The organism is Streptomyces qaidamensis (assembly GCF_001611795.1).
GTDB classification, from domain to species: domain Bacteria; phylum Actinomycetota; class Actinomycetes; order Streptomycetales; family Streptomycetaceae; genus Streptomyces; species Streptomyces qaidamensis.
In genome coordinates this window covers 8,966,274-8,982,050 of sequence record NZ_CP015098.1, presented here as the reverse complement: position 1 = coordinate 8,982,050, position 15,777 = coordinate 8,966,274, and the positions used below count along the sequence as shown (strand labels likewise).

The window sequence follows — 15,777 nt, the reverse complement described above, 5'->3', positions numbered from 1 at the left end:
CACCGGGCCGCCGAAGCCCGCCCTGGGACAGGCATCACCCGCAGCATGCCTTCGACGCCGAGGAAAGGTCAGTGCCATGCCCGAGACAAAGATTCCCGCCACCGAACTGGCATCGCAGTACATCGCCCAGGTGACCGGCGATCTCGAAGCGAACGTCAAGGAGCAAGAACGTATCGGTGCGGAAATCACCACCCTGAAGGAGCAGCTCGCCGCTCTTCAGCACGACCACGACGTGCTGAAGAGCATGCAGCAGGCCCTCGGCTTCACCACGCCGCCGAACGGGTCCGCAGCCGAGTCCGAGAGTGCCGTGCTGCCTTCCCCGCGTGGGAAGAAGACCGGTCCGGCGGCCGGCGAGAAGCAGAAGGCACCCAAGTCCACCGCCACGCCGGCGAAGAAGGCAGCCAAGAAGCCGGCGGCCGGTAAGCCCGCAGCCGCGAAGTCCGCAGCAAAGAAGCCCGCAGTCAAGAAGCCCGCGGCCAAGACGGCGGACAGCCCCAAGGCACCCGAGCCCACCCTGGTCGAGCTCATCCGCCGCCATCTCGCCGAGCAGAAGGAACCACGCTCCGCGGCCGAGATCTCCACCGCGCTCGGCGAGGCCCACCCCCACCGCGGCATCGCGGCCAAGGTCGTGCGCGTCACGCTCGAAGGACTCGTGGCCAAGAGCCAGGCCGAGCGCTCCAAGCAGGGCAGGTCCGTCTTCTACACCGCCCCTGCCGCGGAATCGGCGGCTGCGTCCGAGGCCGAAGCCCAGCCCGAGGGCACCGACAACTGACAGTGCGCCCGGCCCTCGAACGCGCCGCGGCGGACTCGGCGCCTCAAGCCAGGGCCTGCACGGCGTAGAGGGTGCCCAGGCCTGCAGCCAGGCCGCCGAGGAGGAGGCGCAGGCCCGTCTCCGGCAGGCAGGGCTGCAGGCGGGTGCCGATGGAGCCGCCTACCAGGCCGCCCGGTCCGCAGGCGAGCCCGAGCCACCGGTCGGGTACGACATCGCCAACGCTGGTCAGGGAGAGCAGCGCATACACAACGGCGCCGACGACACACGTGGCGAACGTCGCCGCGAGTGCAGCCGGGGCCACCCGCGTCATGGGCAGGCCCCGGGCGGCGAGGATCGGTCCGAGGAGGGATCCGCCGCCGATGCCGTAGACACCTCCCACCACGCCCACCGCCACCGCCAGAGCCGTAGGCGCCACCGGGGACGGCTCCGCCTCCGCGACAGCACGGCCGCGGGCCGGGCTGAGGGTGCGGACACACAGCCGCACCCGGAGCGGCAGGAGCAGGGCGGCGATCAGGAGCCGGAAAAACACCCAGTCCGGGCAGAGCACCGTCGCGGCGGTACCACCAGATCGAACCCGGCCCAGGAGCCGGTGATGATGCAGCTCTGGGATCGCGGCCGCATGCGCCGGGCCCGACCTGGCCCCGGCGTCGACACCGCGCGCCCGATGTCTGACCAGGCGATCACCGCAGGGCACGGCGCCCCGCCGCCGGACAGCGCACGACAGCGCCCTGATCGAGGTCCGCCGCCGTCTTGACAACACCTGAACCCGCGAGAAAGGCTGTTGCACATAGAGAGTTCAGTTGCTCAATAGGAAACGGGAGCCCGCTCGTGGCCATCTCCGTCTTCGACCTCTTCTCCATCGGCATAGGGCCGTCCAGTTCACACACCGTCGGCCCCATGCGCGCCGCCGGCAGGTTCGCCGGACGACTGGAGGAGGAGGGACTCCTCGCCCGCACGGCAGCGGTGCGGGCCGAGCTCTTCGGCTCCCTCGGCGCCACCGGACACGGCCATGGCAGCCCCAAGGCGGTGCTGCTCGGCCTGGAGGGCAACGAGCCGCACACGGTGGACGTGGCCGAGGCCGCACGGGACGTCGAGCGGATCACCTCGACGGGGCGGCTGCGACTGCTGGGCCGCTACCTCGGGGATGCCCATGAGATCGGCTTCGACGCGGCCGGCCAGTTGGTGCTGCACCGCCGCCGTTCGCTGCCGTACCACGCCAACGGCATGACGTTGTCCGCGTACGACGCCGAGGGCACACCGCTGCTGGAGAAGACGTACTACTCGGTCGGCGGCGGGTTCGTCGTCGACGAGGACGCGGTCGGCGCGGACCGGGTCACGCTGGACGACACCGTGCTCAAGTACCCGTTCACCAGTGGTGACGAGCTGCTGCGGCTGACCCGGGAGACGGGCCTGTCGATCTCGGCGCTGATGCTGGAGAACGAACTGGCCTGGCGCAGCGAGAAGGAGATCCGTACCGGCCTGCTGGAGATCTGGCGGGTGATGCGGGAGTGCGTCGCGAACGGACTGTCCTGTGAGGGGATCCTGCCGGGCGGGCTGAAGGTCCGCCGCCGGGCCACCGCCGTGGCCAAGGCGCTGCGGGCCGACGGCGACCCGGCCGGGCGGGCACTGGAGTGGGTGACCCTCTACGCCATGGCGGTCAACGAGGAGAACGCGGCCGGCGGCCGTGTGGTCACCGCCCCGACGAACGGGGCTGCCGGCATCATCCCGGCCGTTCTGCACTACTACGTCAATTTCGTCCATGGAGCCGACGACGACGCAGTCGTCCGGTTCCTGCTGGCGGCCGGTGCCATCGGCCTGCTGTTCAAGGAGAACGCCTCCATCTCCGGCGCCGAGGTCGGCTGCCAGGGCGAGGTCGGTGCCGCCTGCTCGATGGCCGCGGGCGGCCTCGCGGAGGTCCTCGGCGGTTCACCGGAGCAGGTGGAGAACGCCGCCGAGATCGGCATGGAGCACAATCTGGGTCTGACGTGCGACCCGGTCGGCGGCCTGGTCCAGATCCCCTGTATCGAGCGGAACGGCATGGCGGCGGTCAAGGCCGTCACCGCGGCGCGGATGGCCCTGCGGGGCGACGGCCGCCACCACGTCTCCCTGGACAAGGTCATCAAGACCATGAAGGAGACCGGCGCCGACATGAAGGTCAAGTACAAGGAGACGGCCCGCGGCGGGCTCGCGGTCAACGTCATCGAGTGCTGACGAAGCAGCGGCAGGGCCCGCGTCGGCGTTGCACGAGCGGGAGTGACCGGCAGGCAGGTCAGCGTGCCGGTTCCAGCCGGACCACGATCGACTTGGACGTCGGCGTGTTGCTGATGTCCGCGGTGGAGTCCAGGGGGACGAGGACGTTGGTCTCGGGGAAGTAGGCGGCGCAGCAGCCCCGCGCGGTGGGATAGGCGACCGTTCGGAAGGCCAGTGCCCGGCGTTCGACCCCGTCGGTGAACTCGCTGACGATGTCCACCGTTTCGCCGTCGGCCAGGCCCAGCGCGGCGAGGTCGTCCGCGTGGACGAAGAGCACTCTGCGGCCCTGGTGGATGCCGCGGTAGCGGTCGTCCAGGCCGTAGACGGTGGTGTTGTACTGGTCGTGCGAGCGGATGGTCTGGAGAAGCAGCCGCCCCGGCGGTACACGCAGAACGTCCAGCCGGTTGACGGTGAAGTTCGCCAGTCCGGTTCTCGTGGGGAAGCGCCGCTCGTCCCGGGGCGGGTGCGGCAGGGCGAAGCCGCCCGGCGCCCGCACCCGGGCGTTGAAGCCCTCGAAGCCGGGGATCACCCTGGCGATCCGGTCCCTGACCCGGTCGTAGTCCGCCTCGAAGTCCGCCCAGGGCACGGGTGGACCCTCGCTCGCGAGGGCCGCGTCCGCCATCCGGCAGATGACCGCGACCTCGCTCAGCAGGGCGTCGGAGGCGGGTGTCAGGCGGCCGCGCGAGAGGTGCACCATGCCCATGGAGTCCTCCACCGTCACCTGTTGCTCTCCGGCGGGCCGGAGGTCGGCTTCGGTGCGGCCCAGACAGGGCAGGATGAGGGCTTGGCGGCCGGCCACCGCGTGGGACCGGTTGAGCTTGGTGGAGATCTGCACCGTCAGCTCGCAATTGCGCAGAGCGCGCTCGGTGAGAGCGGTGTCGGGGGCGGCGGAGACGAAGTTGCCGCCGAGGGCGACGAAGACCCGTACCCGCCCGTCCCGCATGGCCCGGATGGTCTCCACCGCGTCGTGGCCGTGGGGGCGCGGCGGCTCGAAGCCGAACTCGGCGCCGAGCGCGTCGAGGAACGCGGCGTCCGGCTTCTCGTGGATGCCCATGGTCCGGTCGCCCTGGACGTTGGAGTGGCCGCGCACGGGGCAGAGTCCGGCGCCGGGGCGTCCGATGTTGCCGCGCAGGAGCAGGAAGTTGACGACGTCGCGGATGGTCGGCACCGAGTGGCGGTGCTGGGTGAGGCCCATGGCCCAGCAGACGACGATCCTGTCGGCGGCCAGGACCTCCTGGAACGCCTCCCTGATCTGCTCCGCCGGCAGGCCGGTGGCCTCCAGGACGTCGTCCCAGGACGTCTTGCGGGCCTGGTCGGCGAAGTCCTCGAAGCCGTGGGTGTGCGCGGTGATGAAGTCGTGGTCGAGGACCGTGCCGGGGGCGTCGTCCTCCGCCTCCAGGAGCATGCGGTTGAAGGCCTGGAAGAGGGCCTGGTCGCCACCGAGCCTGATCTGCAGGAACAGGTCGGTGAGTTGGGTGCCGCCCCCCAGCACGCCGGAGGGCCGCTGGGGGTTCTTGAAGCGCAGCAGGCCGGCTTCGGGGAGGGGGTTGACCGAGATGATCCGGGCACCCCGGTCCTTGGCGGTTTCCAGTGCCGAGAGCATCCGGGGGTGGTTGGTGCCCGGGTTCTGGCCGACGACGAGGATCAGGTCGGCCTCGTAGAGGTCCTCCAGCCGGATGCTGCCCTTGCCGATGCCGATGGTCTCGGTCAGGGCCGCGCCGCTCGACTCGTGGCACATGTTGGAGCAGTCGGGCAGGTTGTTGGTGCCGAGGAGCCGGACGAAGAGCTGGTAGACGAAGGCGGCCTCGTTGCTCGCCCGGCCGGAGGTGTAGAAGGCCGCCTGGTCCGGTGAGTCGAGTGCGCGCAGCTCCCGGGCGACGACGGCGAACGCCTCGTCCCAGGAGACCGGCCGGTAGTGGTCGCTGTCGGCGGGGCGGTACATGGGGTGTGTGAGGCGGCCCTGCTGGCCCAGCCAGTAGTCGCTGCGTCCGGCCAGCTCCGCCAGGGTGTGCTCGGCGAAGAAGCCGGGGCCGACCCGGCGCAGGGTGGCCTCCTCGGCCACCGCCTTGGCACCGTTCTCGCAGAACTCGGCGCGGTGGCGGTGCCCGGGCTCGGGCCAGGCGCATCCGGGGCAGTCGAAGCCCGACTTCTGGTTGACGTTCAGCAGGGTGAGCAGACTGCGGCGGACGCCCATCTGCCCGTGGGCGTGGCGCAGCGAGGACGTGACCGCGGGAACGCCCGCGGCGTGGTCCTTGGGCGGGCCCACCCGCAGACGGGAGTCACCGGGGTCCTCGGCGGGTGCCTTGCGGGCCATCGACTAGCGCTCCGCGAGGTTCGTGCGGGTGCCGAGGCGGTCCTGGACCCAGTCGTGGAACTCGCCGATGTGGTGCTCGCTGGGCACCAGGACGCCGCCCTTGGCATACAGGCGGGAGCTCATGGCCGGCTGGCAGCGCTCGCAGGCGTCGAAGTCCTGCCGGTTGACCCGGTCGAACAGCTCCACGGACCGACTGACGTCCCGGCCGCTCTCCACTACGCCCTTCAGGTACAGCCAGTCGCACTCGACGATCGTGCGGTCGACCGCGACCGGGAACATCCGGTGGAAGATCACGTGGTCGGGGACCAGGTTGATGAACACCTGCGGGCGCACCGTGATCGCGTAGTACCGGCGGTCCTGTTCCTCGGAGACCGTGGGGATGCGGTCCAGGCCCTCCGAGCCGTCCACGGTGAAGCCCTGGACGTCCGCGCCGAACTCGGCGCCGTGCCCCACGTAGTACTGCGCCGCGAACCCGTCGGCGAACTCCGGGAGGACCTCGGTCAGCTCGGGGTGGATGGTCGCGCAGTGGTAGCACTCCATGAAGTTCTCGATGATGAGCTTCCAGTTGGCCTTGACGTCGTAGACGATCCGCCGGCCGACCTCCAGGCTCTCGACGTCGTACCGCTCGATGGACTCCGCGTCGCCCAGGCGCGCGACCACGTCCGCGATCACCGACTCTTCGAACGGCGGCGGGTTCTCGGCCAGGCACACCCACACGTAGCCGAGCCACTCGCGCACCGCCACGCTCGCCAGGCCGTACTCGGTGCGGCCGATGTCGGGCATCTTGGTCAGGTTCGGGGCCGCGACGAGTTTGCCGTTCAGGTCGTACGTCCAGGCGTGGTACGGGCATTGGAAGGCCCGCTTCACCTCGCCGGACTCCTGTGTGCAGAGCTTCGCGCCCCGGTGCCGGCACACGTTGAAGAAGGCCCGGACGGAGCCGTCCCGGGAGCGGGTCAGCAGGACGCTCTCCCGTCCGACGTCCACGGTCCGGAACGCGCCCGGTTTCGCCAGTTCCGACGAGCGTGCCGCGCAGAACCACATGGACTCGAAGATGTGCTCCTGCTCCAGGCGGAAGATCTCCGGGTCCGTGTAGTGGTCGCCGGGAAGGGTCGCGATCAGGCTGTCCGGCAGGCCGGTCGTAGTCATGGTTCACCTCGGAGTGAAGCGCCCCGGTCGGGCGAGTGGTTGCCTCATACGCAACGGACCTCTTGCTACGCAACTCACAGTGCAGTCCGCCCGAAGCACTGTCAAGACCTTGACCGCGGGCCGCCGGAGCCGGGACCATGTTGCGTATCAGTCCCACTGTTGCGCAATACGCACTTCCCTCAGGGAGGGCTCAGTGTCTCTTGGACCCACCACCGGCCGTGAGTTCGTCCTCACTCTGTCGTGCCCCGACCGCTCGGGCCTCGTCCACGCCGTCACCGGCTTCCTCGTCCGGCACTCCGGGAACATCCAGGAGAGCCAGCAGTTCGACGACCGGCTCAAGGACCGCTTCTTCATGCGGGTGCACTTCGACGTCACGGACCCGGGCATGACGCTGGAAGACCTGAAGTCCGGCTTCGCCCCGGTGGCGGAGGCGTACCGGATCTCCTGGCAGCTGTACGAGGCGTCGACCCCCACGCGCACGCTGATCATGGTGTCGAAGTTCGGGCACTGCCTCAACGACCTGCTCTTCCGCTGCCGTACCGGCGCGCTGAACATCGAGGTGCCGGCGATCGTCTCCAACCACCGGGACTTCGAGCCGCTCGCCGAGAGCTACGGGATCCCGTTCCACCACGTGCCCGTGACCCGGGAGACGAAGCCCGAGGCGGAAGCGCGGCTGCTGGAGCTCGTCGACGAGCTGGACATCGACCTGGTGGTCCTCGCCCGCTACATGCAGATCCTGTCGAACGACCTGTGTAAGCAGCTCGAAGGCCGGGCGATCAACATCCACCACTCGTTCCTGCCGAGCTTCAAGGGCGCCCGGCCCTACGTCCAGGCGCACGAGCGCGGCGTCAAGCTCGTCGGGGCGACGGCCCACTACGTCACCCCGGACCTCGACGAGGGGCCCATCATCGAGCAGGACGTCGTCCGGGTGAGCCACTCGCAGGGACCGGACAGCCTGGTCGCCCTGGGGCGTGACGTCGAAGCGCAGGTCCTGGCCCGGGCGGTGGAATGGCACAGCCAGAGCCGCATCATGGTCAACGACAACCGTACGGTCGTCTTCCGCTGAGGAAAACGGCCCCCACCCCCTCACGCCCGTTGACCATTTCACCTAGGGTTTCGCCATGAGCAACCACGGTGCCGAGTCCGCAGGCGCTCCGAATGGCGGAGTGCAGTCCGTTGACCGTGCTGTCGCCGTGCTGGAGATCCTCGCCCAGCACGGCGAGGCGGGCGTGAGTGAAGTGGCCGCGGCGATCGACGTCCACAAGTCCACCGCTTTCCGTCTCCTCGGCGCGCTGGAGGCGCACGGGATGGTCGAGCAGGAGAGCGAGCGCGGAAAGTACCGTCTCGGCTTCGGAGTCGTACGCCTGGCAGGCGCGGTGACGGGCCGTATCGCCGTCACCCGGCACGGACGGGGCATCTGCGAGCGCCTCGTCGACGACGTGGGCGAGACGCTGAACATCGCCGTGCTCGAATCCCACCACGCGATCAACCTCTACCAGGTGCGCAGTACCTCGGCCATCGCCGCGCAGAACTGGGTGGGACGGCAGACGCCGCTGCACTGCACGTCGAGCGGCAAGATCCTCCTCGCCCACCTCGACCGAAAGGACCGCGACGAGCTCCTCACCGAGACCGGTCTGCCCCGTGTGACACCGCACACGGTGACCTCCAGGAAGAAGCTGGAGGCGGACCTCGCCGTGGCCCGTGAGCAGGGCTACGCCATCACGATGGAGGAGTACGAGGAAGGCCTCAACGCCCTCTCCGTGCCCGTGCGTTCGGACGAGGGCGAGGTCGTCGCCGCCCTCAGCGCGTCGGGGCCGGCCTTCCGGCTGACCGAGGAGCGGATGCACGAACTGGCACGGGTTCTCGTCGCGGGAGCGGACGAGCTGAGCCGCCGCCTCGGCTATACAGGCTGAGGCGCGGCCGGGTCCCTGACCAGGGCAGGACCGGCACGCCGAGCGGCGGTCGGAGAACGGTGTCCGGTTCTCCGACCGCCGCTTTCGTGGTGTCCCGGGGGTTCAGCCCGTCCACTCCACGGCAGCGTCCAGCAGCCAGTCCGACAGATAGCCGGCGAAGGAGGAGCGGACCAGCACCCAGAACCCGGCCCTCGGGTCGTCACGGGCCACCAGGACGACCTGGGTACGGCCCAGGGTCGTCTGGGCGCAGCGGCCCGGGCCGAAGACGCGCGGGTGCAGGTCGAGCGAGCAGCCGTGGGCCAGCAGGTCGTGGGCACGGGGGCCGGCGACGAGGAGGGTGGTGCGCTGGGCCGAGACGTCGACGACGGACACGGGCTCGTCGCCGGCGGCCTCACGGATCCGGTTCTCCAGCCCGCGCCGGCCGCCCGGCGGGCCCACCACGAGCCACTCGTCGGGGCCGAGCCACAGCGCGGTCAGCTCTCCGGCGCGGACGACGGTGCCGGGCTCGACGGGCAGTTGCAGGCCCAGCGCCAGCCCCACGGCGTCCGCCGCCGCTCCCTTGGGATCGAGGCGGACGTTGACCTGGGTCAGGAAGGGGAGTTCCGCCAGCCGAACGGCGCCCCCGGAGGTGCGGGTGGCGGCGGCCAGCCGGTCCGTGGCGTGCGACAGGGGGCTGCGGAGCGGGGCGGTAAGGGCGGTGTCAGCCATCGCGGCGGGCTCCCTCGGGGTCGTAGAGGACGGGGCTCGCGACGGTCACCGGGACCAGCCGGTCACCGACGGGGGCGTAGAGGCGCTCACCGATGCGCTCGCGTCCGCCCTTGACCAGCGCGAGCGCGAAGGTCCTGCCGAGGGCCGCGCTGCGGTAGCTGGACGTGACATGGCCGAGCATCGGAACGGGGGGCGCGGGCAGCACGCTGTCGGCGACCAGGTGCGTGCCCTCGGGGAGGAACGTGCCCGGGTCCTCCGGGAGCAGACCGACCAGGTGCTTGCGGTCGGGGCGGACGGTGTCGGCACGGGCGAAGGAACGCTTGCCGATGAAGTCGGGCTTCTTCTTCGACACTGCCCAGCTCATGCCGAGGTCCTGCGGCGTCACCGTGCCGTCGGTGTCCTGGCCGACGATCGGATAGCCCTTCTCCGCGCGCAGGACGTGCATCGTCTCCGTGCCGTACGGGGTGATGCCGTACGGGGCGCCCGCCGCGTACAGCGCCTCCCACAGGGCGAGGGCCTCCCACGGCGACACGTTGATCTCGTAGGCCAGTTCGCCGGAGAAGCTGATCCGGCACACCCGGGCCTCGATGCCCGCGACCGTCGTGTCCCGCCACGCCATGAACGGGAAGTCGTCGTTGGCCACGGCCAGTTGGGGTGCTAGCGAGCCGAGGACCTCGCGGGACTTCGGACCGACCAGGGCGACAGTGGCCCACTGTTCGGTCACGGAGGTGCAGTGGACCTTCAGCTCGGGCCACTCCGTCTGGAGCCACTCCTCCATCCAGTCCAGCACGGTGGCGGCGTTGCCCGTCGTGGTGGTGACCAGGTAGCGGTCCTGGTCGAGGCGGATGACGGTGCCGTCGTCGAAGACCATCCCGTCCGGGCGGCACATCACGCCGTAGCGGATCATGCCGACCTTCAGGGTGCTCATCATGTTGGTGTAGAGCAGGTCGAGGAAAGCGGCGGCGTCCGGGCCCTGGACGTCGATCTTGCCGAGGGTGGAGGCGTCCATGAAGGCGACGCCCTCGCGGGCGGCGGCGCATTCGCGCAGCACGGCCGTCTCCATCTCCTCGCCGGCCCGGGGGTAGTACCAGGGCCGCTTCCACTGGCCGACGTTCTCGAAGAGAGCGCCGTGCCCGACGTGCCACTCGTGCAGGGCGGTGGTGCGGACCGGGTCGCTCAGCACGCCGCGGTCGCGGCCTGCGAGGGCGGCGAAGGAGACCGGGGTGTAGGGCGGCCGGAACGTGGTCGTGCCGAGCGCCGAGATGTCCACGCCGAGCAGTTCGGCGACGACGCCGCTGGCCAGGACGCCGGAGGTCTTGCCCTGGTCGTTGGCCGTGCCGGCCGTGGTGTAGCGCTTGGTGTGCTCCACCGAGCGCATTCCGGCACCGGTCGCCCGGGCGAGGTCGTCGACGGTGACGTCGCGTTGGAGGTCGACGAAGCGCGGGGCGCCTTCCCGGCCGGGAACGGTGAACACCGGCATGGGCGGTGTCTGCGGCTGTGCCGCCACCTGCGGCAGGCGGGGCGGCTCCGAGGTGTAGCCCTCGGCCTCGATCGCGCGGGCTCCCGCGGCCGCGCCCTGCACGAGGACTCGGGCCAGGTCGAGGACGCCGCTCGCGGCGCCCGCGACCTCGACGGCCTGGCGTGAGGAGTCGGGGACGAAGCTGCCGAGCTCCTCGTCGTGGCGGAGCTTGCCGCCCGCCTGGCTGAACAGGTGCGCGACCGGGTTCCAGCCGCCGGAGACCAGGAGCAGGTCGGCGGCGAACTCCCGTCGCCCTGTCGTCTCCCCGTACGGGGCGACGGTCACGGCGGTGAGACGGGCGGCGCCTTCCGTGGCCGTGACGGCGTGACCCGTCAGCACCTCGATGCCGGCCCGGCGGGTGCGCTCGGCCCACTGCCCCGGCTCGGGACGGGTGTCGACCACGGCCTCGACGGCGACGCCCGCCGCGGCGAGGTCCAGCGCCACCGCGTAGGCGCTGTCGTTGGTGGTGAAGACGACCGCGTGACGGCCGGGCAGGACGCCGTGGCGGTTGACGTAGGAGCGGGCCGAAGCGGCCAGCATCACGCCGGGCCGGTCGTTGTCCGCGAAGGCCAGTGAGCGTTCGTGGGCGCCGGTGGCCAGGACGACGTGGCGGGCCCGGATGCGGTGGACGCGTTCCCGGGAGACCTTGCCGGGAGCCGCGGCGCCGAGGTGGTCGGTGCGGCGCTCGACGGCGAGCAGGTGGTTGTCGTCGTAGTAGCCGAAGACCGTGGTGCGGCGCAGGACACGTACGTCCGGGGCGGCGTCGAGCCGGGCGGTCGTCGCGGCCACCCAGTCGAGGAGTTCGCCGGTGCCGAGGAGGCTTCCGCCGGGGTCCGGCTGGTCGTCGGCGAGGATGACGCGGGCGCCGGAGCGGGCGGCGGCCGCCGCTGCGGCGAGGCCGGCGGGGCCGGCACCGACGACCAGGAGGTCGCAGTGGGTGTGCACGGCGTCGTAGCGGGCCGGGTCCGGTTCGGTGGCGAGGCGGCCCTGGCCGGGGAGGCTGGTCGCGACGAGGCCGTCGTAGAGCTCGACGGTGGTGGCCGGGAGCATGGGCTCGGGGAACGGTTCCTCGATCTGGATGACCGCGTTGGGTTCCTCGACGCCGGCCGAGAAGATGCCGCGGGGGCGGCCCAGTTTGATGCTGGTGCCGGTCTGGATGACGCCGTTGGCGAGGAGGGCGGAGGCGAGGGTGTCGCCTTTGCAGCCCTGGTATTCGGTGCCGTCGAAGGTGAAGGTGAGGGGTTCGTCGCGGTGGATGCGGCCGCGGGTGGGGTGGCGGAAGGGCTGGTTGTTCTCCCCCGCCCCGCCCCTTCCCGAAACCAGGGGCTCTGCCCCCGGACCCCACTGGGGGCTCTGTTCCCAGACCCCCGTATCGGCCTGGACGGCCTCGTCCTCAAGCGCCGGACGGGCTGGAATTGCTGGACGCGGCTGCAGAGTGACCGAACGCGGCTCAACCGTCTCCGGGCGCTCCTCCCCCGCCCGGTACACCGTGAGGATCTCGTTCGTCGACGTGTCCCGGACGGCGTTGAACCAGCGGCGGCAGCCCGCGGTGTGGGTCCAGCGCTCGGCGAAGGGGCCCCTGGGGTTGTCGCGGAAGAAGAGGTAGCGGGCCCACTCCTCGTCGGTGAGGGACGCCGGGGCCTCCGGGTACGGCACATGGGCCTGGCCGCCGTAGTGGAACTCGGCCTCGTCGCGAGGTCCGCACCACGGGCAGGGGATCAGCAGCATGGATCGGCTCCCAAAGCTTCCAGTGGTCCTAGTGGGCCACCGCGGCCGCGCCGTGCTCGTCGACGAGCGCGCCGGTGGTGAAACGGTCGAGCGAGAAGGGGGCGTTCAGCGGATGCGGTGTGTCGTGGGCGATGGTGTGGGCGTAGACCCAGCCGACACCGGGGGTGGCCTTGAAACCGCCGGTTCCCCAGCCGCAGTTGAGGTAGAGGTTGTCGACCGGACTGAGGCCGATGATCGGTGAGGCGTCGGGACTGACGTCGACGATGCCGCCCCAGGTGCGCAGGACGTGGGCGCGGGCGAAGACCGGGAAGAGTTCCAGGGCCGCCGCCATCTGCTCTTCGATGATGTGGAAGGCGCCGCGCTGGGTGTAGGAGTTGTACGCGTCGATGCCGGCGCCCATCACCAGCTCGCCCTTGTGCGCCTGACTGACGTACACGTGGACCGCGTTGGACATGACGACTGTCGGGTGGACCGGTTCCAGCAGCTCCGACACGAGCGCCTGCAGGGGATGGCTCTGCACGGGGAGGTCGATGCCCGCCATGGCCGCCAGGACCGAGGTGTGGCCCGCCGAGCAGAGCGCGACCTTGCCCGCGACGATCGGGCCCCGGGTGGTCTGGACTCCCACCACCCGGTTGCCGACGACGTCGAGGCCGGTCACCTCGCAGTTCTGGATGATGTCGATCCCGGCGGCGTCGGCGGAGCGGGCCAGGCCCCACGCCACGTGGTCGTGCTTGGCGATGCCCGCGCGCGGCTGGTAGGTGGCGCCCAGGACGGGGTAGCGCACGTCCGGGGAGATGTTGACGATCGGGCAGACGTCCTTGACGCCGTCCGCGTCGAGCCACTCGGCGTCCACGCCGTTGAGGCGGTTGGCCTCGACGCGGCGCACGCTGTCGCGGACGTCCTGGAGACTGTGGGCGAGGTTCAGGACGCCGCGCTGGGAGAAGAGGATCGGGTAGTCGAGCTCGTCCGCCAGGCCCTCCCACAGTTTGAGGGCGTGCTCGTAGATGCCCGCGCTCTCGTCCCAGAGGTAGTTGGAGCGGATGATCGTGGTGTTGCGGGCCATGTTGCCGCCCGCCAGCCAGCCCTTCTCCAGCACGGCGACGTTGGTGATGCCGTGGTTCTTCGCCAGGTAGTGGGCGGTGGCCAGGCCGTGTCCGCCGCCGCCCACGACGACGACGTCGTAGGAGCGCTTGGGCTCGGGGTTGCGCCACAGCCAGTCGGGGTGTTCGGGGAGCTCGGCGCCGGGGGTGCGGGGGCTCATCGGGCGTCTCCGTCCTCGGACAGGTGCGGGTAGAGCGGGTGCTTGGCGGCCAGGGCCTCGGTGCGGGCGCGCAGGGCGGCCACGTCCGGTGCCCGCTGGAGGGCGAGGGCGATGACGTCCGCGACCTCGGCGAAGTCCTCCTCGGTGAAGCCGCGGGTGGCCAGGGCGGGGGTGCCGATGCGCAGGCCCGAGGTGACCATGGGCGGGCGCGGGTCGAAGGGCACGGCGTTGCGGTTGACGGTGATGCCGATCTCGTGGAGCAGGTCCTCGGCCTGGCGGCCGTCCAGCTCGGAGTCGCGCAGGTCGACCAGGACGAGGTGGACGTCCGTGCCGCCGGTCAGCACCTTGACTCCGGCGGCTGCCGCGTCCGGCCGGGTGAGGCGTTCGGCGAGGATGCGGGACCCCGCGAGCGTCCGGGCCTGGCGTTCGGCGAACTCCGGTGTCGCGGCGACCTTGAACGACACCGCCTTGGCGGCGATGACGTGTTCCAGGGGGCCGCCCTGCATGCCGGGGAACACCGCAGAGTTGATCTTCTTGGCGAGGTCTGCCTCGTTGGTGAGGATGACGCCGCCGCGCGGACCGCCGAGGGTCTTGTGCGTCGTCGTGGTCGTGACGTGGGCGTGCGGTACGGGACTCGGGTGCAGTCCTGCCGCCACCAGCCCGGCGAAGTGCGCCATGTCGACCATCAGCAGGGCGCCCACCTCGTCGGCGATCCTGCGGAAGGCCGCGAAGTCCAGCTGCCTGGGGTACGCCGACCAGCCCGCGATGATCATCTTGGGGCGGTGCTCCTTGGCCAGCCGCCCGACCTCGTCCATGTCGACGAGGTTGTCCGCCTCGGACACGTGGTACGGCACGACGTTGAGCATCTTGCCGCTGTAGTTGATGCGCATGCCGTGCGTGAGGTGCCCGCCGTGCGCGAGGTCGAGGCCGAGGACGGTGTCGCCGGGCTGGAGCAGGGCGAAGAAGACCGCGGTGTTCGCCTGGGCGCCCGAGTGCGGCTGGACGTTGGCGAAGCCGGCGCCGAACAGGGACTTGACACGCTCGATGGCCAGCCGCTCGGTGACGTCGACGTGTTCGCAGCCCCCGTAGTAGCGGCGGCCCGGGTAGCCCTCGGCGTACTTGTTGGTCGCGACCGACCCCTGGGCCTCCATCACGGCGGAGGGCGCGAAGTTCTCGGAGGCGATCATCTCCAGGGTGGACTGCTGGCGGTGCAGCTCGGCGCGGAGCGCGGCGTGGACCTCGGGGTCCAGCTCCGCCAGGGGGGTGTTCAGCGCGTTCATACGGCGTTCGCGTTCCTCTCGGCGGCCTCGACGACATTGGCGAGCAACATGGCACGGGTCATGGGGCCCACGCCCCCGGGCATCGGCGCCAGCCATCCGGCGACCTGGGCGGCGTCCGGGTGGATGTCTCCGACCAGGCCCTGGTCGGTGCGGGTGATGCCGACGTCCAGGACGGCCGCGCCGGGGCGCAGCATGTCCTTGGTGATCAGTCCGGGCGAGCCGGCGGCCGCGACGACGATGTCCGCCTCGCGTACGTGCCAGGCCAGGCCCTTGGTTGCGGTGTGGCAGAGGGTGACGGTGGCGTTCTCGGAGCGGCGGGTGAGCAGGAGCCCGATCGGCCGCCCGACCGTGATGCCCCGCCCGATCACACACACCCGCGCTCCGGCGAGCGGCACGTCGTGACGGCGGAGCAGTTCGACGATGCCGCGCGGGGTGCACGGCAGCGGCGCCTCGACACCGAGGACGAGGCGGCCGAGGTTGACGGGGTGCAGTCCGTCGGCGTCCTTGGCCGGGTCCATGCGCTCCAGCACGGCATTGGCGTCCAGGGGACGGGGCAGCGGGAGCTGGACGATGTAGCCGGTGCAGGCGGGGTCGGCGTTGAGCTCGTCGATCGTCTCCTCGACCTGCTCCTGAGAGGCGTCGGAGGGCAGCTCCCGCCGAATGGAGGCGATCCCCACCTGGGCGCAGTCCCGGTGCTTGCCGCCGACGTAGGCGTGGCTGCCGGGGTCGTCACCGACCAGGACGGTCCCCAGTCCCGGTGCCCGGCCGGTGGTCGCGGTCAGCTTGGCGACGCGCTCGGCGAGTTCACGCCGGATGGCGGCTGCGGTCGCCTTGCCGTCGAGGAGTTGTGCAGTCACCTCAAGGGTTCCTTCCAACGAGGGTGTAG

At 70.9% G+C, this 15,777-nt stretch carries 12 protein-coding genes; 4 read left to right on the top strand and 8 right to left on the bottom strand.

Features of this window, described 5'->3' with window-relative positions:
* Positions 1-76 precede the first annotated feature (76 nt).
* Positions 77-772, top strand: coding sequence for a hypothetical protein (locus A4E84_RS39395; protein WP_062931128.1), 696 nt, complete (start codon positions 77-79; stop codon positions 770-772).
* Between the two features lie 43 nt (positions 773-815).
* Here the strand turns inward: A4E84_RS39395 and A4E84_RS45075 are convergent, their stop codons facing one another.
* Positions 816-1,301 carry a TSUP family transporter gene (locus tag A4E84_RS45075; RefSeq protein ID WP_418082247.1) on the bottom strand — a complete coding sequence of 162 codons (486 nt, stop codon included), beginning with the start codon at positions 1,299-1,301 and terminating at the stop codon, positions 816-818.
* A 299-nt stretch (positions 1,302-1,600) separates the two neighbouring features.
* On the opposite strand from A4E84_RS45075, the gene A4E84_RS39385 reads away from it, so the two are divergent.
* Positions 1,601-2,983 (top strand): L-serine ammonia-lyase, encoded by a 1,383-nt coding sequence (locus A4E84_RS39385; RefSeq protein WP_062931126.1) that lies wholly within the window; start codon positions 1,601-1,603, stop codon positions 2,981-2,983.
* A 58-nt stretch (positions 2,984-3,041) separates the two neighbouring features.
* On the opposite strand, the gene A4E84_RS39380 is transcribed toward A4E84_RS39385, so the two are convergent.
* Together A4E84_RS39380 and A4E84_RS39375 are read right to left on the bottom strand one after the other, a co-directional pair.
* On the bottom strand, positions 3,042-5,336 hold the full coding sequence (locus A4E84_RS39380; RefSeq protein WP_062931125.1) for an FdhF/YdeP family oxidoreductase: 2,295 nt from the start codon (positions 5,334-5,336) through the stop codon (positions 3,042-3,044).
* Positions 5,337-5,339: 3 nt separating this feature from the next.
* The gene (locus A4E84_RS39375) at positions 5,340-6,482 is read right to left on the bottom strand and encodes an aromatic ring-hydroxylating oxygenase subunit alpha (protein ID WP_062931124.1); all 1,143 of its coding nucleotides are present in this window, start codon (positions 6,480-6,482) and stop codon (positions 5,340-5,342) included.
* A gap of 193 nt (positions 6,483-6,675) precedes the next feature.
* On the opposite strand from A4E84_RS39375, the gene purU reads away from it, so the two are divergent.
* Positions 6,676-7,548, top strand: a complete 873-nt coding sequence (purU, locus tag A4E84_RS39370) for a formyltetrahydrofolate deformylase (protein ID WP_062931123.1) — start codon at positions 6,676-6,678, stop codon at positions 7,546-7,548.
* 55 nt (positions 7,549-7,603) lie between these two features.
* Positions 7,604-8,395 (top strand): IclR family transcriptional regulator, encoded by a 792-nt coding sequence (locus tag A4E84_RS39365; RefSeq protein ID WP_062931122.1) that lies wholly within the window; start codon positions 7,604-7,606, stop codon positions 8,393-8,395.
* Positions 8,396-8,497: 102 nt separating this feature from the next.
* On the opposite strand, the gene A4E84_RS39360 is transcribed toward A4E84_RS39365, so the two are convergent.
* Genes A4E84_RS39360 through A4E84_RS39340 form a run of 5 tightly spaced genes read right to left on the bottom strand, consistent with a single transcriptional unit; the run spans position 8,498 to position 15,748 of the window.
* Positions 8,498-9,103, bottom strand: a complete 606-nt coding sequence (locus A4E84_RS39360; protein ID WP_062931121.1) for a sarcosine oxidase subunit gamma — start codon at positions 9,101-9,103, stop codon at positions 8,498-8,500.
* Positions 9,096-12,350 carry a sarcosine oxidase subunit alpha family protein gene (locus tag A4E84_RS39355; protein WP_062931120.1) on the bottom strand — a complete coding sequence of 1,085 codons (3,255 nt, stop codon included), beginning with the start codon at positions 12,348-12,350 and terminating at the stop codon, positions 9,096-9,098. Before A4E84_RS39355 ends, A4E84_RS39360 begins: the two co-directional genes overlap by 8 nt.
* 28 nt (positions 12,351-12,378) lie before the next feature.
* Positions 12,379-13,611: a sarcosine oxidase subunit beta family protein gene (locus A4E84_RS39350; protein ID WP_062931119.1), complete on the bottom strand. Its 1,233-nt coding sequence runs from the start codon at positions 13,609-13,611 to the stop codon at positions 12,379-12,381.
* Entirely contained in the window at positions 13,608-14,891 is a 1,284-nt protein-coding gene (gene glyA / locus A4E84_RS39345; RefSeq protein ID WP_062931118.1) for a serine hydroxymethyltransferase, read from the bottom strand. Before glyA ends, A4E84_RS39350 begins: the two co-directional genes overlap by 4 nt.
* Positions 14,888-15,748: a bifunctional methylenetetrahydrofolate dehydrogenase/methenyltetrahydrofolate cyclohydrolase gene (locus A4E84_RS39340; RefSeq protein ID WP_062931117.1), complete on the bottom strand. Its 861-nt coding sequence runs from the start codon at positions 15,746-15,748 to the stop codon at positions 14,888-14,890. Before A4E84_RS39340 ends, glyA begins: the two co-directional genes overlap by 4 nt.
* Between the last annotated feature and the right edge of the window lie 29 nt (positions 15,749-15,777).